An 18432-nucleotide genomic window follows, 5' to 3' on the forward strand; every position below is an offset into this window, starting at 1 on the left:
AGCAAGGTCTTGATTGCGTCGGGCTGGTTCCCACATGATGTTGTATAACGCAATCGTGACAGGGGTTCGCACATGGAAGGCTTTTACGCGGTCTATTACACGGGCGTCGCGGGCTTCGGCCACGCCGTTCTAGTCATCAAGGATGGAGAAGAAGGCAAAGCTCTTTGAAGCCAAGTTTCCGAGGTTGACGGGGAAGCATGAGGCCAAGGTCAAGTATCCCGCCGATCTTTACGGCCCAAGGTGGTTTGGCTTTTCCCTCGAAGTGAAGCTGCGGCTCTACCAGCGGTATCGGACCTACGTCCAGAATTTCTATGACGCGCAGAAGGCTGGATCGTTCGCCGGATCGGCAATGACACAGGGCGCTGCCGATTGGTCCAACTGGTCCGATGACGATGACGCGGCGTTGGAAGCCGCCGCCGCAAAGAAGAAGGCAGGTGCCAGCCCCGCCACCTGACAGTCAGGGACAGAAATCGGAACTGTCAGGCGCGCTGTAACCCGCTGATCCTACGCGGTTTCGGCGGCGCGTGTGGTGGAAAGACAAGGGAACGTTTCCGGCGGAGACATTTCGTATGTCTCTGCCAACCCCCCTCGGCCATACGCTGTGCCACTATCCCATGATCACCTGGAACCGCGCCCGCCGTGACGCGCTCCAAATCTTTGGTCACGTCCACAACAACTGGAAAGGGTCGCGCAACAGCATCAACGCGGGCGTCGATGTTTGGGATTTCATGCCAGTGCGCTTTGAGGATATCGCCCGACGCGCCAAAACCCTGCCCGTGAACAAGCATTGGGTGGATGTCGAGCATAAGGCGAAGGAGTTCTGAGATGTCCCGGTCCTATCGCAAAACCCCGATCTGTGGGATGCGAGACGGCAAACAGAGGATTGTATATGCCCGAAGCAAAACAGGGGTCGAAGCCGACTTGCCGCTGCTTCCCGAACTTGAAGACGCACTTGAACACGTCCCCGCAGACCAGCAGTTCTTCTTGCCCAAGGACGGTAGCCAGGAACCGTACGTGGTCGAATCCTTTGGGAACTGGTTTCGTGATAAGTGCGTGAAGGCCGGAGTACCCGGCTCGATACACGGGCTACGAAAGGCAGGGGCCGCAAGGCTAGCGCTTGCCGGTGCAACCGAGAATGAGATTGCGGCCTTTCTGGCGCACACCGATACGTCACAGGCTGCAATCTACACCAAGGCGGCAAGTCGCTCAAAACTCGCCGACAGCGGCTTCGCAAGGCTCAAGAATTTGTCCAACTCTTCTGACCCGTTGGACAGCGAGAAGGAATAACCCATGATTAACAATGATTTACAAGAAGAAGTGGCAGCCCGTAGGGGAGTCGAACCCCTCTTCCCAGGTTGAAAACCTGGTGTCCTAACCGATAGACGAACGGGCCGCGCTTTGGCGATTTGAGCCGCTTCGCGTTGCGTGGGCGGTGTTTAGGCCAGCGGGCGATGACTCGCAAGAGGGATTTTGCGATTTTGCGAAACTTTGTGCGTGGCCCGGAAGCTCAAGAAATTTCAGGCTCTTGCCGCGTCTTCCAGGCGCAGTTGCAGCTTGGATCGGCCGCCCCAGGTGTTGATCTCCAGCCGCCCGGCCAGATGGAACCGCCCGGCGCCGGGGGTGGCCAGCAGGGCGCCCAGCGGGCCGTCGAAGGCGCCAAAGGCCACCGCGTCAATCCGCGGGCCGATCCCGTCGCCAAAGCTGAAGCGCAGATGGCTTTCGCCAATCCGGCGCGGGGCGGTCACTTCCATCGCGGCAAAGGCAAAGCGGGGGGCGGGGGCGCCCTGGCCAAAGGGGCCGGCCTTGTCGATGTCATCCACCAGCGCGGGCGTGGCGGCGGCGGGCATCAACAGGCCGTCCAGCCGCAGGTCGCGCGGACCTGCGACACCGGCGCCCTGACGTGCCAGCAGGTCTGACAGCCGCGCCATCGCTGCCTCCAGCCGGTCTTCGGCAACGCTCAGCCCCGCAGCCATGCGGTGGCCGCCGCCCTTCAACAGCAGCCCTTCGGCGGCCAGACGCTGCACCGCCGCGCCCAGATCGACGCCCGATACCGACCGGCCCGAGCCCTTGCCTACGCCGCCCTCCAGACCGATCACCACGGCGGGGCGGTTGGTGGCCTCTTTCAGGCGTGCGGCCACGATGCCCACGACGCCGGGGTGCCAGCCCGCGCCTGCGGCCCAGACCAGAGGCGCCTCCAGCCCCCGCGCCTCGGCCTGTGCCAGCGCCGCATCGCGGACGCGGTTTTCAATCTCGCGCCGCTCGGTGTTCAGCGCATCCAGCCGCTCGGCCAGTGCCGCGGCCTCGGCGGCATCTTCGGTGGCCAGCAGCCGCGCGCCCAGATCGGCGGCGCCGATCCGCCCGCCGGCATTCACCCGTGGGCCAAGCAGAAAGCCCAGATGGTAGGTGTTGGGCGCCTGATCCAGTCGCGCCACATCGGCCAGCGCCACAAGGCCGGGCCGTTCGCGCCGGGCCATCACCTTCAGCCCCTGCCGCACCAGCGCGCGGTTGACCCCGATCAGCGGCGCCACATCGGCCACCGTGGCCAGCGCCACCAGATCAAGCATTGCCACCAGGTCGGGGCCGGCCACCCCCTCGGCGCGCAACTGCCGGTTCGCTTCGACCAGCATCAGGAACACGACCGAGGCGGCGCACAGGTGGCCAAGGCTGCCGTCTTCGTCCTGCCGGTTGGGGTTTACAACGGCCAGCGCGGGGGGCAGGGTTTCGCCGCCCAGATGGTGGTCGAGCACGATCACATCGGCGCCCTGTGCGGCGGCGATCGGTTCGTGGCTCAGCGTGCCGCAATCGACGCAGGCAATCAGCCTGTGCGTGCGCGCCAGGTCGGCCATGGCGGGGATATTGGGGCCATAGCCCTCGTCGATCCGGTCGGGAATATAAAGCGTGGCAGGCCTGCCCATCGCGCGCAGCCAGCAGATCATCAGCGCCGCCGAGGCGCCACCGTCCACGTCGTAATCGGCGAAAATGGCGATCGGCTCGCGCGCCTTGACCGCGCGCAGAAACCGCGCTGCGGCGGCGGCCATGTCTTTCAGGCGGTGCGGGTCGGGCAGCAGGTCGCGCAGTTGCGGTTCCAGAAACCGCGCGGCCTCGTCTGGCGCGACGCCGCGGGCGACCAGAACGCGGGCCAGGGGCAGCGGCAGGCGGGTTTGCTGCACCATCGCCTCGGCCAGCCGGTCGGACTGCGCATCGGGGCCTACCCAGCGGCGGCCGGTGGCAGAGGTTTCGACATCAAGGAAGGCTTTGGCGGTCATGCCTCTCCCATGACGGATTTCGGCGCGGCTGGCCAGAGGCGGCCGCCGATTCCCGACGGTCTGCCCTTGCGGGCCCCCGTCGGGGCCGGCGGGGTGTTAGCGGCGGTGGGTCGGGTTGCGATAGATCATCCGCCGGACCGAGCCGGTCTTTGACCGCATCAGCAGCGTTTCGGTGGTCAGATAGCCGGGTTCACGTTTGACCCCTTGCACGATCGAGCCATTGGTGACGCCGGTCGCGGCAAAGATCACGTCGCGCGTCACCATGTCGTCGCGCGCATAGATGCGGTTGAGGTCGGTAATGCCGGCCTTGGCCGCGCGGGCGCGTTCGTCATCGTTGCGGAACAGCAGTTTGCCCCACATCTGCCCCCCCATGCATTTCAGTGCCGAGGCCGCCAGCACCCCTTCGGGCGCGCCGCCCGAGCCCATATACATGTCGATCCCGGTGATTTCGGATTCCGCGCAATGAATGACACCGGCCACATCGCCATCGGTGATCAGCCGGATCGAGGCGCCGGTATCGCGGATTTCGGCGATCAGGTCTTCGTGCCGGGGGCGTTCCAGCACGCAGCAGGTGATGTCTTCGCAGGTCACGCCGCGGGCCTTGGCCAGCGCGTGCACCCGTTCGGCGGGGGTCATGTCGAGGCTGACGATATCCTTGGGGTAGCCCGGCCCGATGGCGAGCTTTTCCATATAGACATCGGGCGCGTGCAGCAGCGTGCCGCGCGGCGCCATGGCGATCACGGTCAGCGCGTTGGGCATGTCTTTGGCGGTCAGCGTGGTGCCTTCCAGCGGATCAAGCGCGATGTCCACCTCGGGACCATCGCCCGTGCCGACCTCTTCGCCGATAAACAACATCGGCGCCTCGTCGCGCTCGCCCTCGCCGATCACCACCACGCCCTTGATGTCGAGCCGGTTCAGCTCTTCGCGCATGGCGTTGACGGCGGCCTGATCGGCGGCTTTTTCATCGCCGCGCCCGATCAGCCGGGCCGAGGCATGGGCGGCCTTTTCAGACACGCGCGCGAGCCCCAGCGAAAGCATCCGGTCGTTGAAATCAAGGGTATGGGGCATGGGATCGTCCTGCAATGATGGGCCTGTTCGGGTCATCTAGCCGCTTGAACCGTGCCGGGGCAAGGACGAGAGCGCTAACGGCAGCGGGCCTGCCGCAGGGGCAGGGTTGCCGGGCCGAACAGCTTTGATGATCTGTCCCGCATCAGACAGGCCGCGGGCTCAGACCGCCTCAATGCGGATCGCCACCGGCTCGCCTGCGACCACGCCGGTGGCGGGCAGGCAGGAAATCGCATGGTCTACCGCGTCGCGCGTCGTCTTGTGGGTGACGATCAGCACCGGGGCGCTTGCATCGTCATGCCCATACTGGCGCATCCGCGAAATCGAGATGCCGGCCTCGCCCAGAACCGTGGCCACCTTGGCCAGCGCGCCGGGTTTGTCGATCAGCTCCAGCCGCAGGTAATAGGGCGCCGGCGAATTGGCCCGTGCCGGGATCGGATCGGCAAGGCTGGCGGCGGGCTGGCCGAAGGTGGGCAGGCGGCAGCCGCGGGCGATCTCGATCACGTCCGACATGACTGCGCTGGCGGTCGGGCCTTCGCCCGCGCCGGGGCCGCGCAGCACGATCTGACCCACGCTGTCGCCTTCCAGCACCACCATGTTGGTGCCGCCCTGCAACTGGCCCAAGGGGCTGTCGGCGGGCACAAGGCAGGGCGTCATGCGCTGTTCCAGTCCGCGGCCGGTCATCTGGGCCACGCCCAGCAGCTTGATCTTGTAGCCCATGTCACCGGCGCGGCGGATATCGTCGATCGAAATGCGACCGATGCCTTCCAGTTCCACCGCGTCAAAGCTGACGCGGGTGCCGAAGGCGATGGCGGCCAGCAGACTCAGCTTGTGGCCTGCGTCGATGCCGCCCACGTCAAGGTTGGGGTCTGCCTCCAGATAGCCCAATTGGCGCGCTTCCTCGAACACCGCATCATAGGGCAGGCCCGCACTGTCCATCCGGGTCAGGATATAGTTGCAGGTGCCGTTCATCACGCCCATCACCCGGCGCATGGCATTGCCCGCCAGCCCCTCGGTCAGCGTCTTGATCACCGGGATGCCGCCCGCCACCGCCGCCTCGAACCGGATCACGCGGCCCGCGGCCTCGGCGGCTTCGGCCAGTGCCTGCCCATGATGGGCCAGCAGCGCCTTGTTGGCGGTGACCACATCCTTGCCGCCCGCGATCGCGGCCTCCAGCGCGGCCTTGGCCGCGCCCTCGTGGCCGCCCATCAGTTCGACGAACACATCCACATCGCCCCGCCGCGCCAGCGCCACGGGGTCGTCTTCCCAGGCATAGCCCGACAGGTCAGCGTCGCGGTTTTTCGTGCGGTCGCGGGCCGACACCGCCACGATCTCGACCGGGCGACCGCAGCGCGACTCCAGCAGCGTGGCATGGCGCTGCACGATCTTGACCACGCCGATGCCCACGGTGCCAAGGCCGGCAATGCCAAGACGCAAGGCGGCGGCGCGCGGCGGGGTGGGCATGGCAAACTCCTGTGCTTTGGATGCTGTGCCCTGTTAGCGCCTTCAGCCGGGGCTTGCAACGCAGCCCGGCGCCTCAGGGCGTGGCGGCGCGCAGGGTTGCGGCGCGGGCGCGCAGGGCTGCGGCGCGCGCGTTCAGCGCAGGCGCCGGGTCGGGCGGGGTTGTGGTCTCGGCCAGCACCTGTTCCAGAGGCAACAGCACCGGATAGGGCGTATTGCGCGCCGCATCCGCGCCGGGCCAGCCCTGACAGGCCGTCAGCGTCAGCGCCGCCAGCGGCAGCAGGAACCAGAACCGGGGCGGGCGGGTGCGGCATGTCATGGCGCCACGATAGGGCCGGGCAGGGGGCAAGGACAAGGGGCGCCGAACGCCGCGCGCGCCGGGGCAGGTTCGGTTTGATAATGAACATTCGTTCAGATAACTTGCCCGAATGGCACGCAAGACCGGCTCTCATTCCGATATCACCGGCCCGCGCATCCGCGCCGAGGCGCAGCGCCTGTTCGCACGCCACGGTTTTGCCGCCGTGTCGATGCGCCAGATCGCGGCGGCGGTGGGGGTGCAGGCCGGCGCGCTGTATCTTTACACCGCCGACAAGGAAAGCCTGCTGGTCGATCTGCTCAAGGGGCATATGGATGACCTGCTGGCGGCCTGGGCCGCCCAGCCGCGGGGCGGCGGCGCGCTGGCCCGGCTGGAACGATTCGTGCGCTTTCACATCCGCTTTCATCTCGACCGTGCCGAGGTGGTGTTCCTGTCCTACATGGAACTGCGCAACCTTGGCCCCGAGAATTTCGCGCAGATCGAGGCGTTGCGGCGGTCCTATGAAAACGAACTTGAGGCGATCCTGAAGGCCGGGCAGGCCGAGGGCGTCTTTGCGCTGCCCGATACCAAACTGGCCACGCTGGCCATCATCGCCATGCTGACCGGGGTAAACACCTGGTTCCGCGAGGGCGGGCGGCTGAGCCGCGACACGGTGGAAGAAATTTACTGGGACATGGCGCGCAAGGCCGTGGCGGCCTGACGCCGGGCTATTTCCCCCTTGGTCAATGCGCGGGGCGGATGAAGGTGCCGTTGCGCAACTCGGCCATCGCCTGCCGCAATTCGGCCTGCGTGTTCATCACGATCGGACCGTGCCAGGCCACCGGCTCCTCGATCGGCGCGCCCGAGATCAAGAGGAACCGCACCCCCTGTTCGCCCGCCTTGACCACGATTTCGTTGCCGGTGCCGAACCGCACCAGCGTCCGGTTGCCCGACAGGTCGCGGATGTTGACCTCTGCGCCCATCACTTCCTTTTCCAGCAGCACCCCCTGCGGCGCCGAGGCATCTGCAAAGGCCGCAGCCCCCTCGAACACATAGGCAAAGGCGCGGCGGTAAGTGTCTACCTTGAAGCGTTTCCTCACCCCCGCGGGCACGAAGATGTCAAGATATTGCGGGTCGGCGGCGATGCCATCGACCGGGCCGGTGCGGCCCCAGAAGCTGCCCACGATCACCTTGACGCGGGTGCCGTCATCGTCGGTCACTTCGGGGATATCGGTGCCGCGCACATCCTGATAGCGCGGCGCGGTCATCTTCAGCGGCGACGGCAGATTGGCCCACAGCTGAAATCCGTGCATCTGACCCGCCGCGTTGCCCCGGGGCATTTCCTGATGCAGGATGCCGCGGCCCGCGGTCATCCATTGCACATCGCCCGCGCCCAGCGTGCCGGTGTTGCCTAGGCTGTCGCCATGCGCCACCGCGCCCGCCAGAACATAGGTGATCGTCTCGATCCCGCGGTGCGGGTGCCAGGGAAAGCCTGCCTGATAGTCGGACGGGTGGTCGCCCCGAAAGTCATCGAACATCAGGAACGGGTCAAGTTCCGACGGATCGACAAAGCCAAAGGCGCGATGCAGATGCACACCGGCGCCCTCCATCGTCGGGCGGGCGGTGCGAGCTTCCAGAACAGGGCGGATCGACATGGCCTGACCTTTCCAAGCGGGTTCGTGAGTCTCACTTAGGGTGCCGTGCCCTGTTCGCCCAGAACCTCGCTGGCACAGCCCCTGTGCCCGCCCGCACAAGCCCCCGACATGGCAACGCAATCGCGGTAGCCGACGCAAAAGATTGCCACTAGGCTGGAGTTGGTCAAGCTCGCCGCCGGGCCGGGCCAAGAGGAGATATGCGATGCATCCAGCAGCCGAACCCAGCTTTCGCCAGTCGGTAGATCTGATGTTTGACCGGGCCGTTGCGGTGATGGATCTGCCGCCGGGGCTGGTGCAAAAGATCAAGGTCTGCAACTCCACCTATACGGTGCGCTTTGGTGTGCGGCTGCGTGGCAAGATCGAGACGTTCACCGGCTATCGGTCGGTTCATTCCGAACATATGGAGCCGGTCAAGGGCGGCATCCGCTATGCCATGGCCGTCGATCAGGACGAGGTCGAGGCGCTGGCGGCGCTGATGACCTATAAATGCGCGCTGGTCGAGGCGCCATTCGGCGGCTCGAAAGGGGGGCTGTGCATCGACCCCCGCGCCTGGGAAACGCATGAGCTGGAACAGATCACCCGCCGCTTTGCCTATGAACTGATCAAGCGCAACCTGATCAGCCCGGCCCAGAACGTGCCAGCCCCTGACATGGGCACCGGCGAGCGCGAGATGGCCTGGATCGTGGACCAATACAGCCGGATGCACACCACCGACATCAACGCCCGCGCCTGCGTAACCGGCAAGCCGTTGAATTCCGGCGGGATTCAGGGCCGGGTCGAGGCGACGGGGCGCGGGGTGCAATATGCGCTGCGCGAATTTTTCCGCCACCCCGAGGATGTGGCGCGGGCCGGGCTTGCGGGCGGGCTGGAGGGCAAGCGGGTCGTGGTGCAGGGGCTGGGCAATGTGGGCAGCCACGCCGCGCGCTTTCTGGCCGAGGAGGACGGCGCAAAGATCGTGGGCATCGTCGAGCGTGACGGGGCGCTGTGGCACGACGGCGGGCTGGATGTGGCCTTTGTGCAGGATTGGGTGCGCCGCACCGGCGGGGTCAAGGATTGCCCGCTGGGCCGTTACGAGGCCGAGGGCGTGCGGATGCTGGAGGCCGATTGCGACATCCTGATACCCGCGGCGCTGGAAGGGGTGATCCATCAGGGCAATGCCGGGCGCATCCGCGCGCCGCTGATCATCGAGGCGGCCAACGGGCCGCTGACGGCGGGGGCCGATGCGATCTTGCGCGAAAAGGGCACGATCATCATCCCCGATCTGTATGCCAATGCGGGTGGGGTGACGGTGTCCTATTTCGAATGGGTCAAGAACCTGTCGCATATCCGCTTTGGCCGGATGCAGCGCCGCGCCGAAGAAGCGCGCAACCGCCTGCTGGTCGATGAACTGGAACGGCTGTCGGCCGACCGAGGTCTTGGCTGGACGCTGTCGCCCGATTTCAAGGATCGGTTCCTGCGCGGCTCGGACGAGCTGGAGCTGGTCCGCTCGGGGTTGGATGACACGATGCGCACCGCCTACCAGTCGATGCGCGAAACCTGGCTGGGCCGCCCCGATGTGCCCGACCTGCGCATGGCGGCCTATATTGTGGCGATCGACCGGGTGGCGAAAAGCTATCAGTCCAAGGGGTTGTAGGGCGGCCCGCTGATCCCGCGCGGGTCTGGCCGCCCAAGACCGGGCAGATTTTCTGCCGGGGGTTCATCGGCGGGCTTGATTGGTGTGGCTGCGACAGCCGATATAGGGGCTATGAGTCTGCCCCCCGGCTTCCTTGATGAACTGCGCAATCGCGTCCCGATCAGTCAGGTGGTCGGGCGCAAGGTCGTCTGGGATGTGCGCAAGTCGAACCAAGGCAAGGGCGACTTTTGGGCGCCGTGCCCGTTTCATCAGGAAAAAAGCGCCTCGTTCCATGTCGATGACCGCAAGGGGTTTTATTACTGCTTTGGCTGCCACGCCAAGGGCGACGCGCTGAGTTTTCTGCGTGAAACCGAGAACATGGGTTTCATGGAGGCGGTAGAACTGCTGGCCCGCGAGGCCGGAATGCAGATGCCCGCGCGCGACCCCGAGGCCGCGCAAAAGGCCGACCGCCGCACCGAACTCGCCCGCGTGATGGACGAGGCGGTGCGGCATTACCGGATGCAGTTGAACACGTCCGCCGGGGCGGCGGCGCGCGATTATCTTGCGCGGCGCAAGCTGGGGATCGCTGCGCAGGAGCGGTTCGAAATCGGCTTTGCGCCGGGTCATCGGCAGGGGCTGTATGGCGCATTGCGCGCCCGCGGCATCGCCGCCGATCTGATCGTGGATGCGGGCCTTGCCGCCCGGCCCGAGGGCGGGGGCGAGCCCTATGACCGCTTTCGCGACCGCATCATTTACCCGATCCGCGACCAGCGCGGGCGCTGCATCGCGCTGGGCGGGCGGGCGATGGCACCGGACGCGCCCGCCAAATACCTCAACAGCCCCGAAACCGAACTGTTCGACAAGGGACGCAGCCTTTACAATGCAGGCCCCGCACGTGAGGCCTGCGGCAAGGGTGCGCCGCTGATCGTGGCCGAAGGCTATATGGATGTGATCGCGCTGGTCGAGGCGGGCTTTGGCGGCGCGGTGGCCCCCTTGGGCACCGCCGTGACCGAAGAGCAGTTGCGCATGATGTGGCGCATCCACCCCGAGCCGGTGATTGCGCTTGATGGCGATGCGGCGGGCATGCGGGCGGCGCTGCGGGTGATTGATCTGGCGCTGCCGCTGCTGGAGGCGGGGCAGGGCCTGCGGTTTGCCGTCATGCCGGCCGGGCTTGACCCCGACGACCTGATCCGCGCGCAGGGCGCTCAGGCGATGGCGCGGGTGATCGAGGCGGCCGAGCCGATGGTCAACCTGCTGTGGCGGCGCGAGACCGAGGGGCGCGACTTCGACAGCCCCGAACGCAAGGCGGCGCTGGACAAGACCCTGCGCTCGCTGATCGGGCGGATCAAGGATCCGTCGATCCGCACCCATTATGGTGAGGAAATCAAGCGGCTGCGGTGGGAGTTGTTCGGCACCCGCCGCCCCAAGGCCGCCGCGCGCGGCGGCAGCCGTGATCGGACCGGCAAATGGACCCCGCCCCCCGCCCCGCCGCTGGAGGCGACCAAGGCCTCGCTTCTGGCGGCCGCCGCGCCGGACGTGGAGGATCATCTGCGCGAGGCGATGATTCTAGCGATCTGCACCGCGCATCCGGTCTGCATTGCGACCTTTGAAAGCCAGCTTGAAACCGTGGCCCTGACCGACCCTGACCATGACGCGCTGCGCCATGTGATGCTGATGCACGCCCATGACGCCCCCGAGGCGATCGGTAAAGCGATCCTTGCCGGGGCGGGCGCCCAGCTTGAAAAGGTGATGGCGCTGCCCCATGTCCGGATTGCGCCTCCGGTGAATCCGACGGCGGATGTTGAATTCGCCCGCATGTGTCTGGCCGAGGAACTGGCCAAGCTGTCGGCCCGCCGGGCGGTGCGCACTGAAATTGAAGAAGCGATGGAGGATATGAGCGGACTGGCCGATGAAGGCGTGACCTGGCGGCTGTCGCAGGCCGCGCGGGCCTGCCATCAGGCGGACCGGTCCAAGCTGACCGATACGGCCGACATGGGCGAAGACCGGGCCGCGCTTTCGGCGCATCTGCAAAGCCTGATCGACGGCGAGGTGTGGCGCAAGAAGCGGCCGTGACGGTCGTGGCAAGGCCCCCTGTGATTCGCCTCCATGATTCGATAACACTGGCGGGCATGATTCGACCCTGCACGCCGCGCGACTGATCTGACGACCCAGACCCGATCCCCGAGGAGCCCTCATGGCCGCCAAAGATACCGACGACGCCAAACCGGACGACCAGGACGCCGACCACACGCTCGACATGAGCCAGACCGCCGTCAAGCGCATGATCGCCGAAGCCCGCGAGCGCGGCTATATCACCTACGATCAGCTGAACGCTGCATTGCCGCCGGAACAGGCCTCGTCGGAACAGATCGAAGACGTGATGTCGATGCTGTCGGAAATGGGCATCAACGTCATCGAAAGCGACGAGGCCGAAGATGGCGAGGCGGGCGGCGAGGTGGTCGAGGCATCGACCTCGCGCGAGGTGGCGCTGGCCAGCTCGACCAGCGAGACGCTCGACCGCACCGACGACCCGGTGCGCATGTATCTGCGCGAAATGGGCAGCGTCGAGTTGCTGTCACGCGAGGGCGAGATTGCCATCGCCAAACGGATCGAGGCAGGCCGCAACACGATGATCGCGGGGCTGTGCGAAAGCCCGCTGACCTTCCAGGCGATCACGATCTGGCGTGACGAACTGCTGAGCGAAGAAATCCTGCTGCGCGACGTGATCGACCTTGAGGCGACCTTTGGCCGTTCGCTGGACGAGGACGGCGAGTTGGACGAGCCGGTGGTTGAAGGGCTTGATGTGGCCTCGGCGCCCAAGAAGGCTGCCAGTGACGAGCCTGAACTGGATGCCGACGGCAACCCGATCAGCCGGATCGAGGAAGAGGATGAGGACGACGAAGGCACCAACATGTCGCTGGCTGCGATGGAGGCCGCGCTCAAGCCCAAGGTGCTGGAGACGCTGGAGCTGATCGCGCGCGACTATACCAGGCTGGCCGAGATGCAGGATCTGCGGATGTCGGCCACGCTGAACGAAGACGGCACCTTCTCGAAAACCGATGAGGCGGCCTATCAGAAGCTGCGCTCGGAAATCGTGCTGCTGGTGAACGAGCTGCACCTGCACAACAACCGCATCGAGGCGCTGATCGACCAGCTTTACGGCATCAACCGCAAGATCATGTCGATCGACAGCGGCATGGTGAAACTGGCCGATGCCGCCCGCATCAACCGGCGCGAATTCATCGACGAATACCGCGGCTACGAGCTTGACCCGGCATGGCTGGACCGGATGGCGGCCAAATCGGGCCGCGGCTGGCAGGCGCTGATCGAGAAAAGCCGCGACAAGGTCGAAGACCTGCGCGCCGAGATGGCGCAGGTGGGCCAGTATGTGGGCGTGGACATTTCCGAATTTCGCCGCATCGTGAACCAGGTCCAGAAGGGCGAGAAAGAGGCGCGGCAGGCCAAGAAGGAAATGGTCGAGGCAAACCTGCGGCTGGTGATCTCGATCGCCAAGAAATACACCAATCGCGGCCTGCAATTCCTTGACCTGATCCAGGAAGGCAACATCGGCCTGATGAAGGCGGTGGACAAGTTCGAATACCGCCGCGGTTACAAGTTCTCTACCTACGCGACCTGGTGGATCCGCCAGGCGATCACGCGCTCGATCGCCGATCAGGCCCGCACGATCCGTATCCCGGTGCACATGATCGAGACGATCAACAAGCTGGTGCGCACCGGGCGGCAGATGCTGCACGAAATCGGCCGCGAGCCGACACCCGAGGAACTGGCCGAGAAACTCCAGATGCCGCTGGAAAAGGTCCGCAAGGTGATGAAGATCGCCAAGGAGCCAATCAGCCTTGAAACCCCCATTGGCGACGAGGAAGACAGCCAGCTTGGCGATTTCATCGAAGACAAGAACGCCGTTCTGCCGCTGGATTCGGCGATCCAGGAGAACCTGAAGGAAACGACGACTCGGGTTCTGGCCAGCCTTACCCCCCGCGAAGAGCGCGTGTTGCGGATGCGCTTTGGCATCGGCATGAACACCGATCACACGCTGGAAGAGGTGGGCCAGCAGTTCAGCGTCACGCGCGAACGTATCCGCCAGATCGAGGCCAAGGCGCTGCGCAAGTTGAAACACCCTTCGCGCTCGCGCAAGTTGCGCAGCTTTCTCGACCAATAACCCCGCGCAGGGTGCGCCTTCACAGCGCACCCGCCCCGGCCTCTGAGTCTTCCGCGCCACAGAAGCGCCCCCTGTATCTGGTGGCGCCAACTTCACGCTACCCAACCATTCGCCCCGATCCTATAGTCCCTGTGGAAATTGGGGCGCAGCCCCCTGCGAGATCAGGAACAAGGGGAAGACGATGCGCTGCCCGTTTTGCGGAAATGTCGATACTCAGGTGAAAGACAGCCGCCCGGCCGAGGACCATGTGGCGATCCGGCGGCGCCGGTTCTGCCCGGCCTGCGGCGGGCGATTTACCACCTATGAGCGGGTCCAGTTGCGCGATCTGGTGGTCATCAAGACCTCGGGCAAGCGCGAGGATTTCGACCGTGACAAGCTGGAACGCTCGATCCGCATCGCCATGCAGAAACGCCCGATCGACCCCGAACGCATTGACCAGATGATTTCCGGCATCGTGCGGCGGTTGGAATCCCTGGGTGAAACCGACATCCCGTCAAAGACCATCGGCGCCATCGTGATGGAAACGCTCGCGCGGATCGACACCGTGGCCTATGTGCGCTTTGCCAGCGTTTACAAGAACTTCCAGGCGGCGGACGATTTCGACAAATTCGTCTCTGAACTGCGCCCCCACCCTGGCGAGGCCGAGTGACCGAAACCGACCGCCGCTTTATGGCGCTGGCGCTGGCGCTGGCGCAGCGCGGTTTGGGTAATGTCTGGCCCAATCCGGCGGTGGGCTGCGTGATCGTGCAGGGGGGGCGGATCGTCGGGCGCGGGTTCACGCAGCCGGGTGGGCGGCCCCATGCCGAACCTGTCGCATTGGCGCAGGCCGGGGCGACCGCGCGCGGCGCCACCGCCTATGTCACGCTGGAACCCTGCGCCCATCACGGTAAAACCCCACCCTGCGCCGAGGCACTGGTAGCGGCGGGTGTGGCGCGGGTCGTCACCGCGCTGACCGACCCCGACCCCCGCGTGTCGGGCCGGGGCCATGCGATCTTGCGCGCCGCCGGGGTTGTCGTGACCGAGGGCGTGATGGCCGCCGAGGCCGAGGCGCAGCAGATCGGTTTTCTGTCCCGCCTGCGGCTCGGGCGCCCGATGCTGACACTGAAGCTGGCCACCAGTTTTGACGGCCGCATTGCCACCGCCACCGGCGAAAGCCGCTGGATCACTGGCCCCGAGGCGCGGCGGCGGGTGCATGGCCTGCGCGCCTGCCATGACGCGGTGCTGGTGGGTGGGGGCACGGCGCGCGCCGATGACCCGTTGCTGACGGTGCGTGGCCTTGGCGCGGTGCGTCAGCCGGTGCGGATCGTGGCATCGCGGCGCCTCGACCTGCCGCGTGCCGCCCTTGCCGCGTCGATCCCCGAGGCGCCCTTATGGCTGATGCACGGGCCCGCCGCACCCGCCGAGGCGCTGGATTGGTGGCATAACCGGGGCGCCAGAACCTTTGAGGTTGCCGAAAGCGGCGCCGGGCTTGCCCCTTTGGCGCTGCTGTCGGTGCTGGGGCAGGCCGGGCTGACGCGGGTGTTTTGCGAAGGGGGCGGGCAGTTGGCGGCCAGCCTTCTGGCCGCCGATATGGTGCAAGACATGGTGGGCTTTACCGCCGGTCTGGCTTTGGGGGCCGATGCGCAGGCCGGGGTCGGGCCGCTGGGCCTGACCCGGCTGGCCGATGCCACGCGCTTTCAACTGGTCAGTGTTCAGACGGTGGGCACCGATCTGATGCACCGCTGGCGGCGCATCTAACGCCACAGCGGCGCAAGGCTGGCCAGTGCGCCTTGCGCCTTGGCCAGCAGGCGGTTGCCGGGGCCGGGGCGCGGGATCTGGCCGGTGGCGAGCCGCTCCACCACCACTTCGGGCGGGCAAGGGTGGCCCGTGATCGGGTCGATGTAGCGCGGATAGGCGATCAGCGCGGCATGGGCCAGTTGCACCAGCGCTGGCCGCGCCTGCCGCCGCGCGGGGGCGGGGCACAGGTCGCGCGTCAGCCCCCATCCGGCATAAAAAGGCAGTCCCAGACAGGTCACAGCCTTGCCGCGCAGCAAAGCCTCAAAGCCCAGCAGCGAGGTCAGTGTCCAGACCTCATCCACCGCCTCGATCAGGGCGACGGGGTCGGCGCCGGTCACGACCATGTCGGCATGGCGCAATGCCTGCTCGGCATCAATCGCGCCGGGGCGCAGGTTGGCCTCCACATCGGGGTGAGGTTTGAAAATGATGATAGAACCCGGATTTAGCCGCCTTGTTTCCGCCAGTAATGTCTGATTTGTGTAAGTTTGTGGTGCCCCCAGACGGATCGAGGCATCATCCTCCACCTGCCCGGGAACCAGAATCCGGTGCCCTTGGGGCAGGGCAGGCAGGGCCGTGGCGGCAAGGTTGTATTTCGACAGTCGCGCCGCGGTGAGCCGCGCCATCAGACGTTCGGCCCGCAAGGCGCCGCCGGGAGGGGGCGCGGCGGCGATCAGGGTTTCAAGGTCCGAGGGGCGCGTGGGGTCGTAGTAGATGCCCCGCCGGTCGGTCACCAGCGACAGCGGCGGTACCAGATCGGCACCAAGACCGCGCGAGCGCAGAAAGCCGTCTTCGACGCGGCGGACCTGCAGGTCAGCGCAGGTGGCGGACCAGTCGGCGGGTTCCTTGCCCGCCCAGATCAGCAGGCTGCGGCCGGTGGCGCGGGCGCGTGTGGCGGCGCGGGCGGGCGGATCGGCAAAGATCAGGCGCCGCTGCGCACCGAACATCTGTTGCAGCGCGGGCCGTTTCCACAGCCGCATTCCGCTGGCGACATGCCCGGCGCGATCTTCGCGAAAGGCGCGGGTTTCGGCCTCCATCTGATCCACCGCCTCTTCAAAGCGGCAAAGCCGGTCGCGGCAGGGGTCGTACCATGTGGGCGCCAGCAGATGCGACACCGCGAAAAGCTGCGCCCGCGTCAGCCTGCGGTTTCGGCGTGGCACCGGGTTTTCATCCTGCGTCAGGCCCCATCCGGCGTAAAAGGGCTGGCCAAAGACCCGCGGCCGGTGGCCTGCAAGGATCGCCTCCAGCCCCAGTTGCGACGAGACGGTGTAAACCGCCACCGCCCCCTCCAGCAGCGCCCAGGGAGAGATCGGATCGGTCAGAAATGTCACGCGCCCGGTCGCATCGGCGCCGCTGAAATGCCCGGCCCGCAGCCCCTGCACCGTTTCGGGGTGCGCCTTGATGATCACCCGTGCACCGGGGTTTTCCTCTTGCGCGATCACCAGCATCTCGCGGAAGGTGGCGGGCCTTGCTGCGCCGTGGCGGATCGAGGCATCGCCAAGGGTCTGGTCGATGACCAGCACATAGCCCGGCGGTGGTGCGGCAAGCTCTGGGTCAAAATTGTTGTATTTAGATAATTCCAGTGCCTTCAGGCGCGCGATTCCATCGCGAGCACGTTGTAAAATGGATGTATCGTCCAGAGGCTCTGTGGCCAGCATCCGTTCGACACGCGAGGGGGTGGCACTGTCGAAATGCACGCCGTCGGGGTCGATCAGCAGGCCCGCCGGCGGCGCGCCGCGGCGCCCCGGATGGACCGAGCGCAGGAAGGCATCCTCGATGCGCAGCAGACCGGCGCCGCGGCGCGCCGCCACCGCCTCGCCGCGCGCGGCGGTCGGGCTGCGGCCCCAGACGCCCACCAGATCACCCGGCTCCGGCAGGCCAAGGCGCAGATCATAGCCTGCCAGCGTCAGGATGCGGCGTAGTCTGCGCCCGGTCAGAAAGCCGCCGTTGAAGACGAACAACCGCCGCCGGTCGGGTTGCCCCTCACTTTGCGGCAAGGCTGTCGATCGAGCTGGCGGTGCCAAGCGATCCGGTCAGCGCGGCCAGCGTCTTGCTCCACTGCACATAGGGCGCCTCTGTGACATACAGCGTGTCGCCATCACGGATCATGAAGTCGCGCGCCATGAACAGCCCGTTGGGCTGGGTCAGATCCAGCACATAGGCGATGCGCTGATCGCTGGCCAGATCTGCCCGGCCCAGCACGGCGCGGGCAACCGGCGCGGGTTCGTTGCGCAGCACGAAGACGCCCTTGGGGTCGGCGAGGTTCGATTGCAGCCCGCCCACAGTTGCAATCGCCTCCAGCGCCGAGAGGGTGGGGGCGGTGAAGGGCACGCGAGCCTGCGCGCCGGTGGCCCCCAGCGCGGTAAAGGCGCGGGTATCTTGTTCCAGCAAGATCACGTCGCCGGGGCGCAGCGCTACGTCCATCGCCGGGTTTTCATAGAGGTCGCGCAGCCAGATCGTTTCGGCCCGACCCGCACGTTTGACGGTGACGCGCACCAGTTCGGGCGCAATGGTGATGCCGCCCGCCTTGGCCAGAATGCCCGACAGCGTGCGCGTGGGCCGCTCGATCGGGTAGACGCCCTGCGCGCCGATCGTGCCCATGATCGACACGGTTGACCCGTCGCCCGCCAGCCGAGTGACCGACACCTGCGGATCGGGGGGCTGGGCGGCCAGCTTTTCGGTGATGATGCGGCGCAGACCTTCGGGCGAATTGCCCGCGGCGCGGATGCGCCCGGCATAGGGCACAAAGATATAGCCCGCACCATCCACCTGCATCTCTGTCAGTTGGGTGGCGCTGGTGCCCTGCTGGGCCAGCAGCCCGTCATCGACGTTTTCCCAGATCGTCAGGCCCAGCACGTCGCCGGGGTTTATATCGTCCGAGCCGACCACGCCGGCATCGCGAAACGCCGAGGAAAAGCCAAGGCCGGGCACCGTGGTGGTGGCCCGGATGACCCGATCGGTCACCGCGATCACTGCTCCCTCGCCGCGCGTCGAGGCCGCGAGCAGTTCGCGCTTGTGCGGGCCTGACCGGGGCAGGCCGCAGGCCGCAAGGGCTGCGACAAGCGCCACAAGGGTCAGCGCGCGCGCGGCTCGGACAGCGGTTCTGGTCACTCTGCGCTCCTTGG

The 18432-nt window shown here is 66.4% G+C and carries 16 protein-coding genes and 1 tRNA gene; 9 read left to right on the plus strand and 8 right to left on the minus strand.

Features of this window, described 5'->3' with window-relative positions:
* Positions 1-142: 142 nt before the first annotated feature.
* From C5F46_RS09530 to C5F46_RS09540, 3 genes are all read left to right on the plus strand, one after another.
* Positions 143-454: a hypothetical protein gene (locus tag C5F46_RS09530; protein WP_107325129.1), complete on the plus strand. Its 312-nt coding sequence runs from the start codon at positions 143-145 to the stop codon at positions 452-454.
* Positions 455-569: 115 nt separating this feature from the next.
* Positions 570-824: a metallophosphoesterase family protein gene (locus C5F46_RS09535; protein WP_235820137.1), complete on the plus strand. Its 255-nt coding sequence runs from the start codon at positions 570-572 to the stop codon at positions 822-824.
* 1 nt (position 825) lies between these two features.
* Positions 826-1287, plus strand: a complete 462-nt coding sequence (locus C5F46_RS09540; protein ID WP_168796867.1) for a tyrosine-type recombinase/integrase — start codon at positions 826-828, stop codon at positions 1285-1287.
* A gap of 31 nt (positions 1288-1318) precedes the next feature.
* Here the strand turns inward: C5F46_RS09540 and C5F46_RS09545 are convergent.
* The 5 genes from C5F46_RS09545 to C5F46_RS09565 all read right to left on the minus strand — a co-directional run bounded on the left by C5F46_RS09545 (position 1319) and on the right by C5F46_RS09565 (position 6111).
* Positions 1319-1393: transfer RNA gene (locus tag C5F46_RS09545), tRNA-Glu, on the minus strand.
* A 124-nt stretch (positions 1394-1517) separates the two neighbouring features.
* Positions 1518-3266, minus strand: coding sequence for a single-stranded-DNA-specific exonuclease RecJ (recJ, locus tag C5F46_RS09550; protein ID WP_107325131.1), 1749 nt, complete (start codon positions 3264-3266; stop codon positions 1518-1520).
* Between the two features lie 96 nt (positions 3267-3362).
* Entirely contained in the window at positions 3363-4334 is a 972-nt protein-coding gene (gene glpX / locus C5F46_RS09555) for a class II fructose-bisphosphatase (protein ID WP_107325132.1), read from the minus strand.
* Between the two features lie 159 nt (positions 4335-4493).
* Positions 4494-5795 (minus strand): homoserine dehydrogenase, encoded by a 1302-nt coding sequence (locus C5F46_RS09560; RefSeq protein ID WP_107325133.1) that lies wholly within the window; start codon positions 5793-5795, stop codon positions 4494-4496.
* Between the two features lie 73 nt (positions 5796-5868).
* Positions 5869-6111, minus strand: coding sequence for a hypothetical protein (locus C5F46_RS09565; protein WP_107325134.1), 243 nt, complete (start codon positions 6109-6111; stop codon positions 5869-5871).
* Positions 6112-6220: 109 nt separating this feature from the next.
* On the opposite strand from C5F46_RS09565, the gene C5F46_RS09570 reads away from it, so the two are divergent.
* A complete protein-coding gene (locus C5F46_RS09570; RefSeq protein WP_107325135.1) occupies positions 6221-6808 on the plus strand; it encodes a TetR family transcriptional regulator in 588 nt (195 codons plus the stop codon).
* Between the two features lie 22 nt (positions 6809-6830).
* Here the strand turns inward: C5F46_RS09570 and C5F46_RS09575 are convergent, their stop codons facing one another.
* Positions 6831-7742 (minus strand): pirin family protein, encoded by a 912-nt coding sequence (locus tag C5F46_RS09575; protein ID WP_107325136.1) that lies wholly within the window; start codon positions 7740-7742, stop codon positions 6831-6833.
* A gap of 202 nt (positions 7743-7944) precedes the next feature.
* Here C5F46_RS09575 and C5F46_RS09580 point away from each other — a divergent pair, with 202 nt between their 5' ends.
* From C5F46_RS09580 to ribD, 5 genes are all read left to right on the plus strand, one after another.
* A complete protein-coding gene (locus C5F46_RS09580; RefSeq protein ID WP_107325137.1) occupies positions 7945-9375 on the plus strand; it encodes a Glu/Leu/Phe/Val family dehydrogenase in 1431 nt (476 codons plus the stop codon).
* Positions 9376-9486: 111 nt separating this feature from the next.
* Positions 9487-11427: a DNA primase gene (gene dnaG / locus C5F46_RS09585; protein ID WP_107325138.1), complete on the plus strand. Its 1941-nt coding sequence runs from the start codon at positions 9487-9489 to the stop codon at positions 11425-11427.
* 121 nt (positions 11428-11548) lie between these two features.
* A complete protein-coding gene (gene rpoD / locus C5F46_RS09590) occupies positions 11549-13534 on the plus strand; it encodes an RNA polymerase sigma factor RpoD (RefSeq protein ID WP_107325139.1) in 1986 nt (661 codons plus the stop codon).
* A gap of 181 nt (positions 13535-13715) precedes the next feature.
* On the plus strand, positions 13716-14183 hold the full coding sequence (nrdR, locus tag C5F46_RS09595) for a transcriptional regulator NrdR (protein ID WP_107325140.1): 468 nt from the start codon (positions 13716-13718) through the stop codon (positions 14181-14183).
* On the plus strand, positions 14180-15271 hold the full coding sequence (gene ribD, locus C5F46_RS09600) for a bifunctional diaminohydroxyphosphoribosylaminopyrimidine deaminase/5-amino-6-(5-phosphoribosylamino)uracil reductase RibD (protein ID WP_107325141.1): 1092 nt from the start codon (positions 14180-14182) through the stop codon (positions 15269-15271). The genes nrdR and ribD overlap by 4 nt, the downstream gene beginning before the upstream one ends.
* Here ribD and C5F46_RS09605 read toward each other — a convergent pair.
* Positions 15268-17304 (minus strand): capsular polysaccharide biosynthesis protein, encoded by a 2037-nt coding sequence (locus C5F46_RS09605; RefSeq protein ID WP_107325142.1) that lies wholly within the window; start codon positions 17302-17304, stop codon positions 15268-15270. The two genes, ribD and C5F46_RS09605, sit on opposite strands and share 4 nt — an antisense overlap.
* Positions 17291-18418 carry a polysaccharide biosynthesis/export family protein gene (locus C5F46_RS09610; protein WP_235820138.1) on the minus strand — a complete coding sequence of 376 codons (1128 nt, stop codon included), beginning with the start codon at positions 18416-18418 and terminating at the stop codon, positions 17291-17293. The genes C5F46_RS09605 and C5F46_RS09610 overlap by 14 nt, the downstream gene beginning before the upstream one ends.
* Between the last annotated feature and the right edge of the window lie 14 nt (positions 18419-18432).

The sequence above is a fragment of the Phaeovulum veldkampii DSM 11550 genome (genome assembly GCF_003034995.1).
In the GTDB taxonomy this organism is placed as follows: Bacteria; Pseudomonadota; Alphaproteobacteria; order Rhodobacterales; family Rhodobacteraceae; genus Phaeovulum; species Phaeovulum veldkampii.

Bases quoted from the DNA above. Each gene is read 5' to 3' on its own strand.
- C5F46_RS09580 (WP_107325137.1), top strand. From the start codon at position 7,945: ATGCATCCAGCAGCCGAACCCAGCTTTCGCCAGTCGGTAGATCTGATG.
- C5F46_RS09570 (WP_107325135.1), top strand. From the start codon at position 6,221: ATGGCACGCAAGACCGGCTCTCATTCCGATATCACCGGCCCGCGCATC.
- C5F46_RS09565 (WP_107325134.1), bottom strand. From the start codon at position 6,111: ATGACATGCCGCACCCGCCCGCCCCGGTTCTGGTTCCTGCTGCCGCTG.
- recJ (WP_107325131.1), bottom strand. From the start codon at position 3,266: ATGACCGCCAAAGCCTTCCTTGATGTCGAAACCTCTGCCACCGGCCGC.
- C5F46_RS09540 (WP_168796867.1), top strand. From the start codon at position 826: ATGTCCCGGTCCTATCGCAAAACCCCGATCTGTGGGATGCGAGACGGC.
- glpX (WP_107325132.1), bottom strand. From the start codon at position 4,334: ATGCCCCATACCCTTGATTTCAACGACCGGATGCTTTCGCTGGGGCTC.
- C5F46_RS09575 (WP_107325136.1), bottom strand. From the start codon at position 7,742: ATGTCGATCCGCCCTGTTCTGGAAGCTCGCACCGCCCGCCCGACGATG.
- C5F46_RS09535 (WP_235820137.1), top strand. From the start codon at position 570: ATGTCTCTGCCAACCCCCCTCGGCCATACGCTGTGCCACTATCCCATG.
- nrdR (WP_107325140.1), top strand. From the start codon at position 13,716: ATGCGCTGCCCGTTTTGCGGAAATGTCGATACTCAGGTGAAAGACAGC.
- C5F46_RS09560 (WP_107325133.1), bottom strand. From the start codon at position 5,795: ATGCCCACCCCGCCGCGCGCCGCCGCCTTGCGTCTTGGCATTGCCGGC.
- C5F46_RS09530 (WP_107325129.1), top strand. From the start codon at position 143: ATGGAGAAGAAGGCAAAGCTCTTTGAAGCCAAGTTTCCGAGGTTGACG.
- dnaG (WP_107325138.1), top strand. From the start codon at position 9,487: ATGAGTCTGCCCCCCGGCTTCCTTGATGAACTGCGCAATCGCGTCCCG.
- rpoD (WP_107325139.1), top strand. From the start codon at position 11,549: ATGGCCGCCAAAGATACCGACGACGCCAAACCGGACGACCAGGACGCC.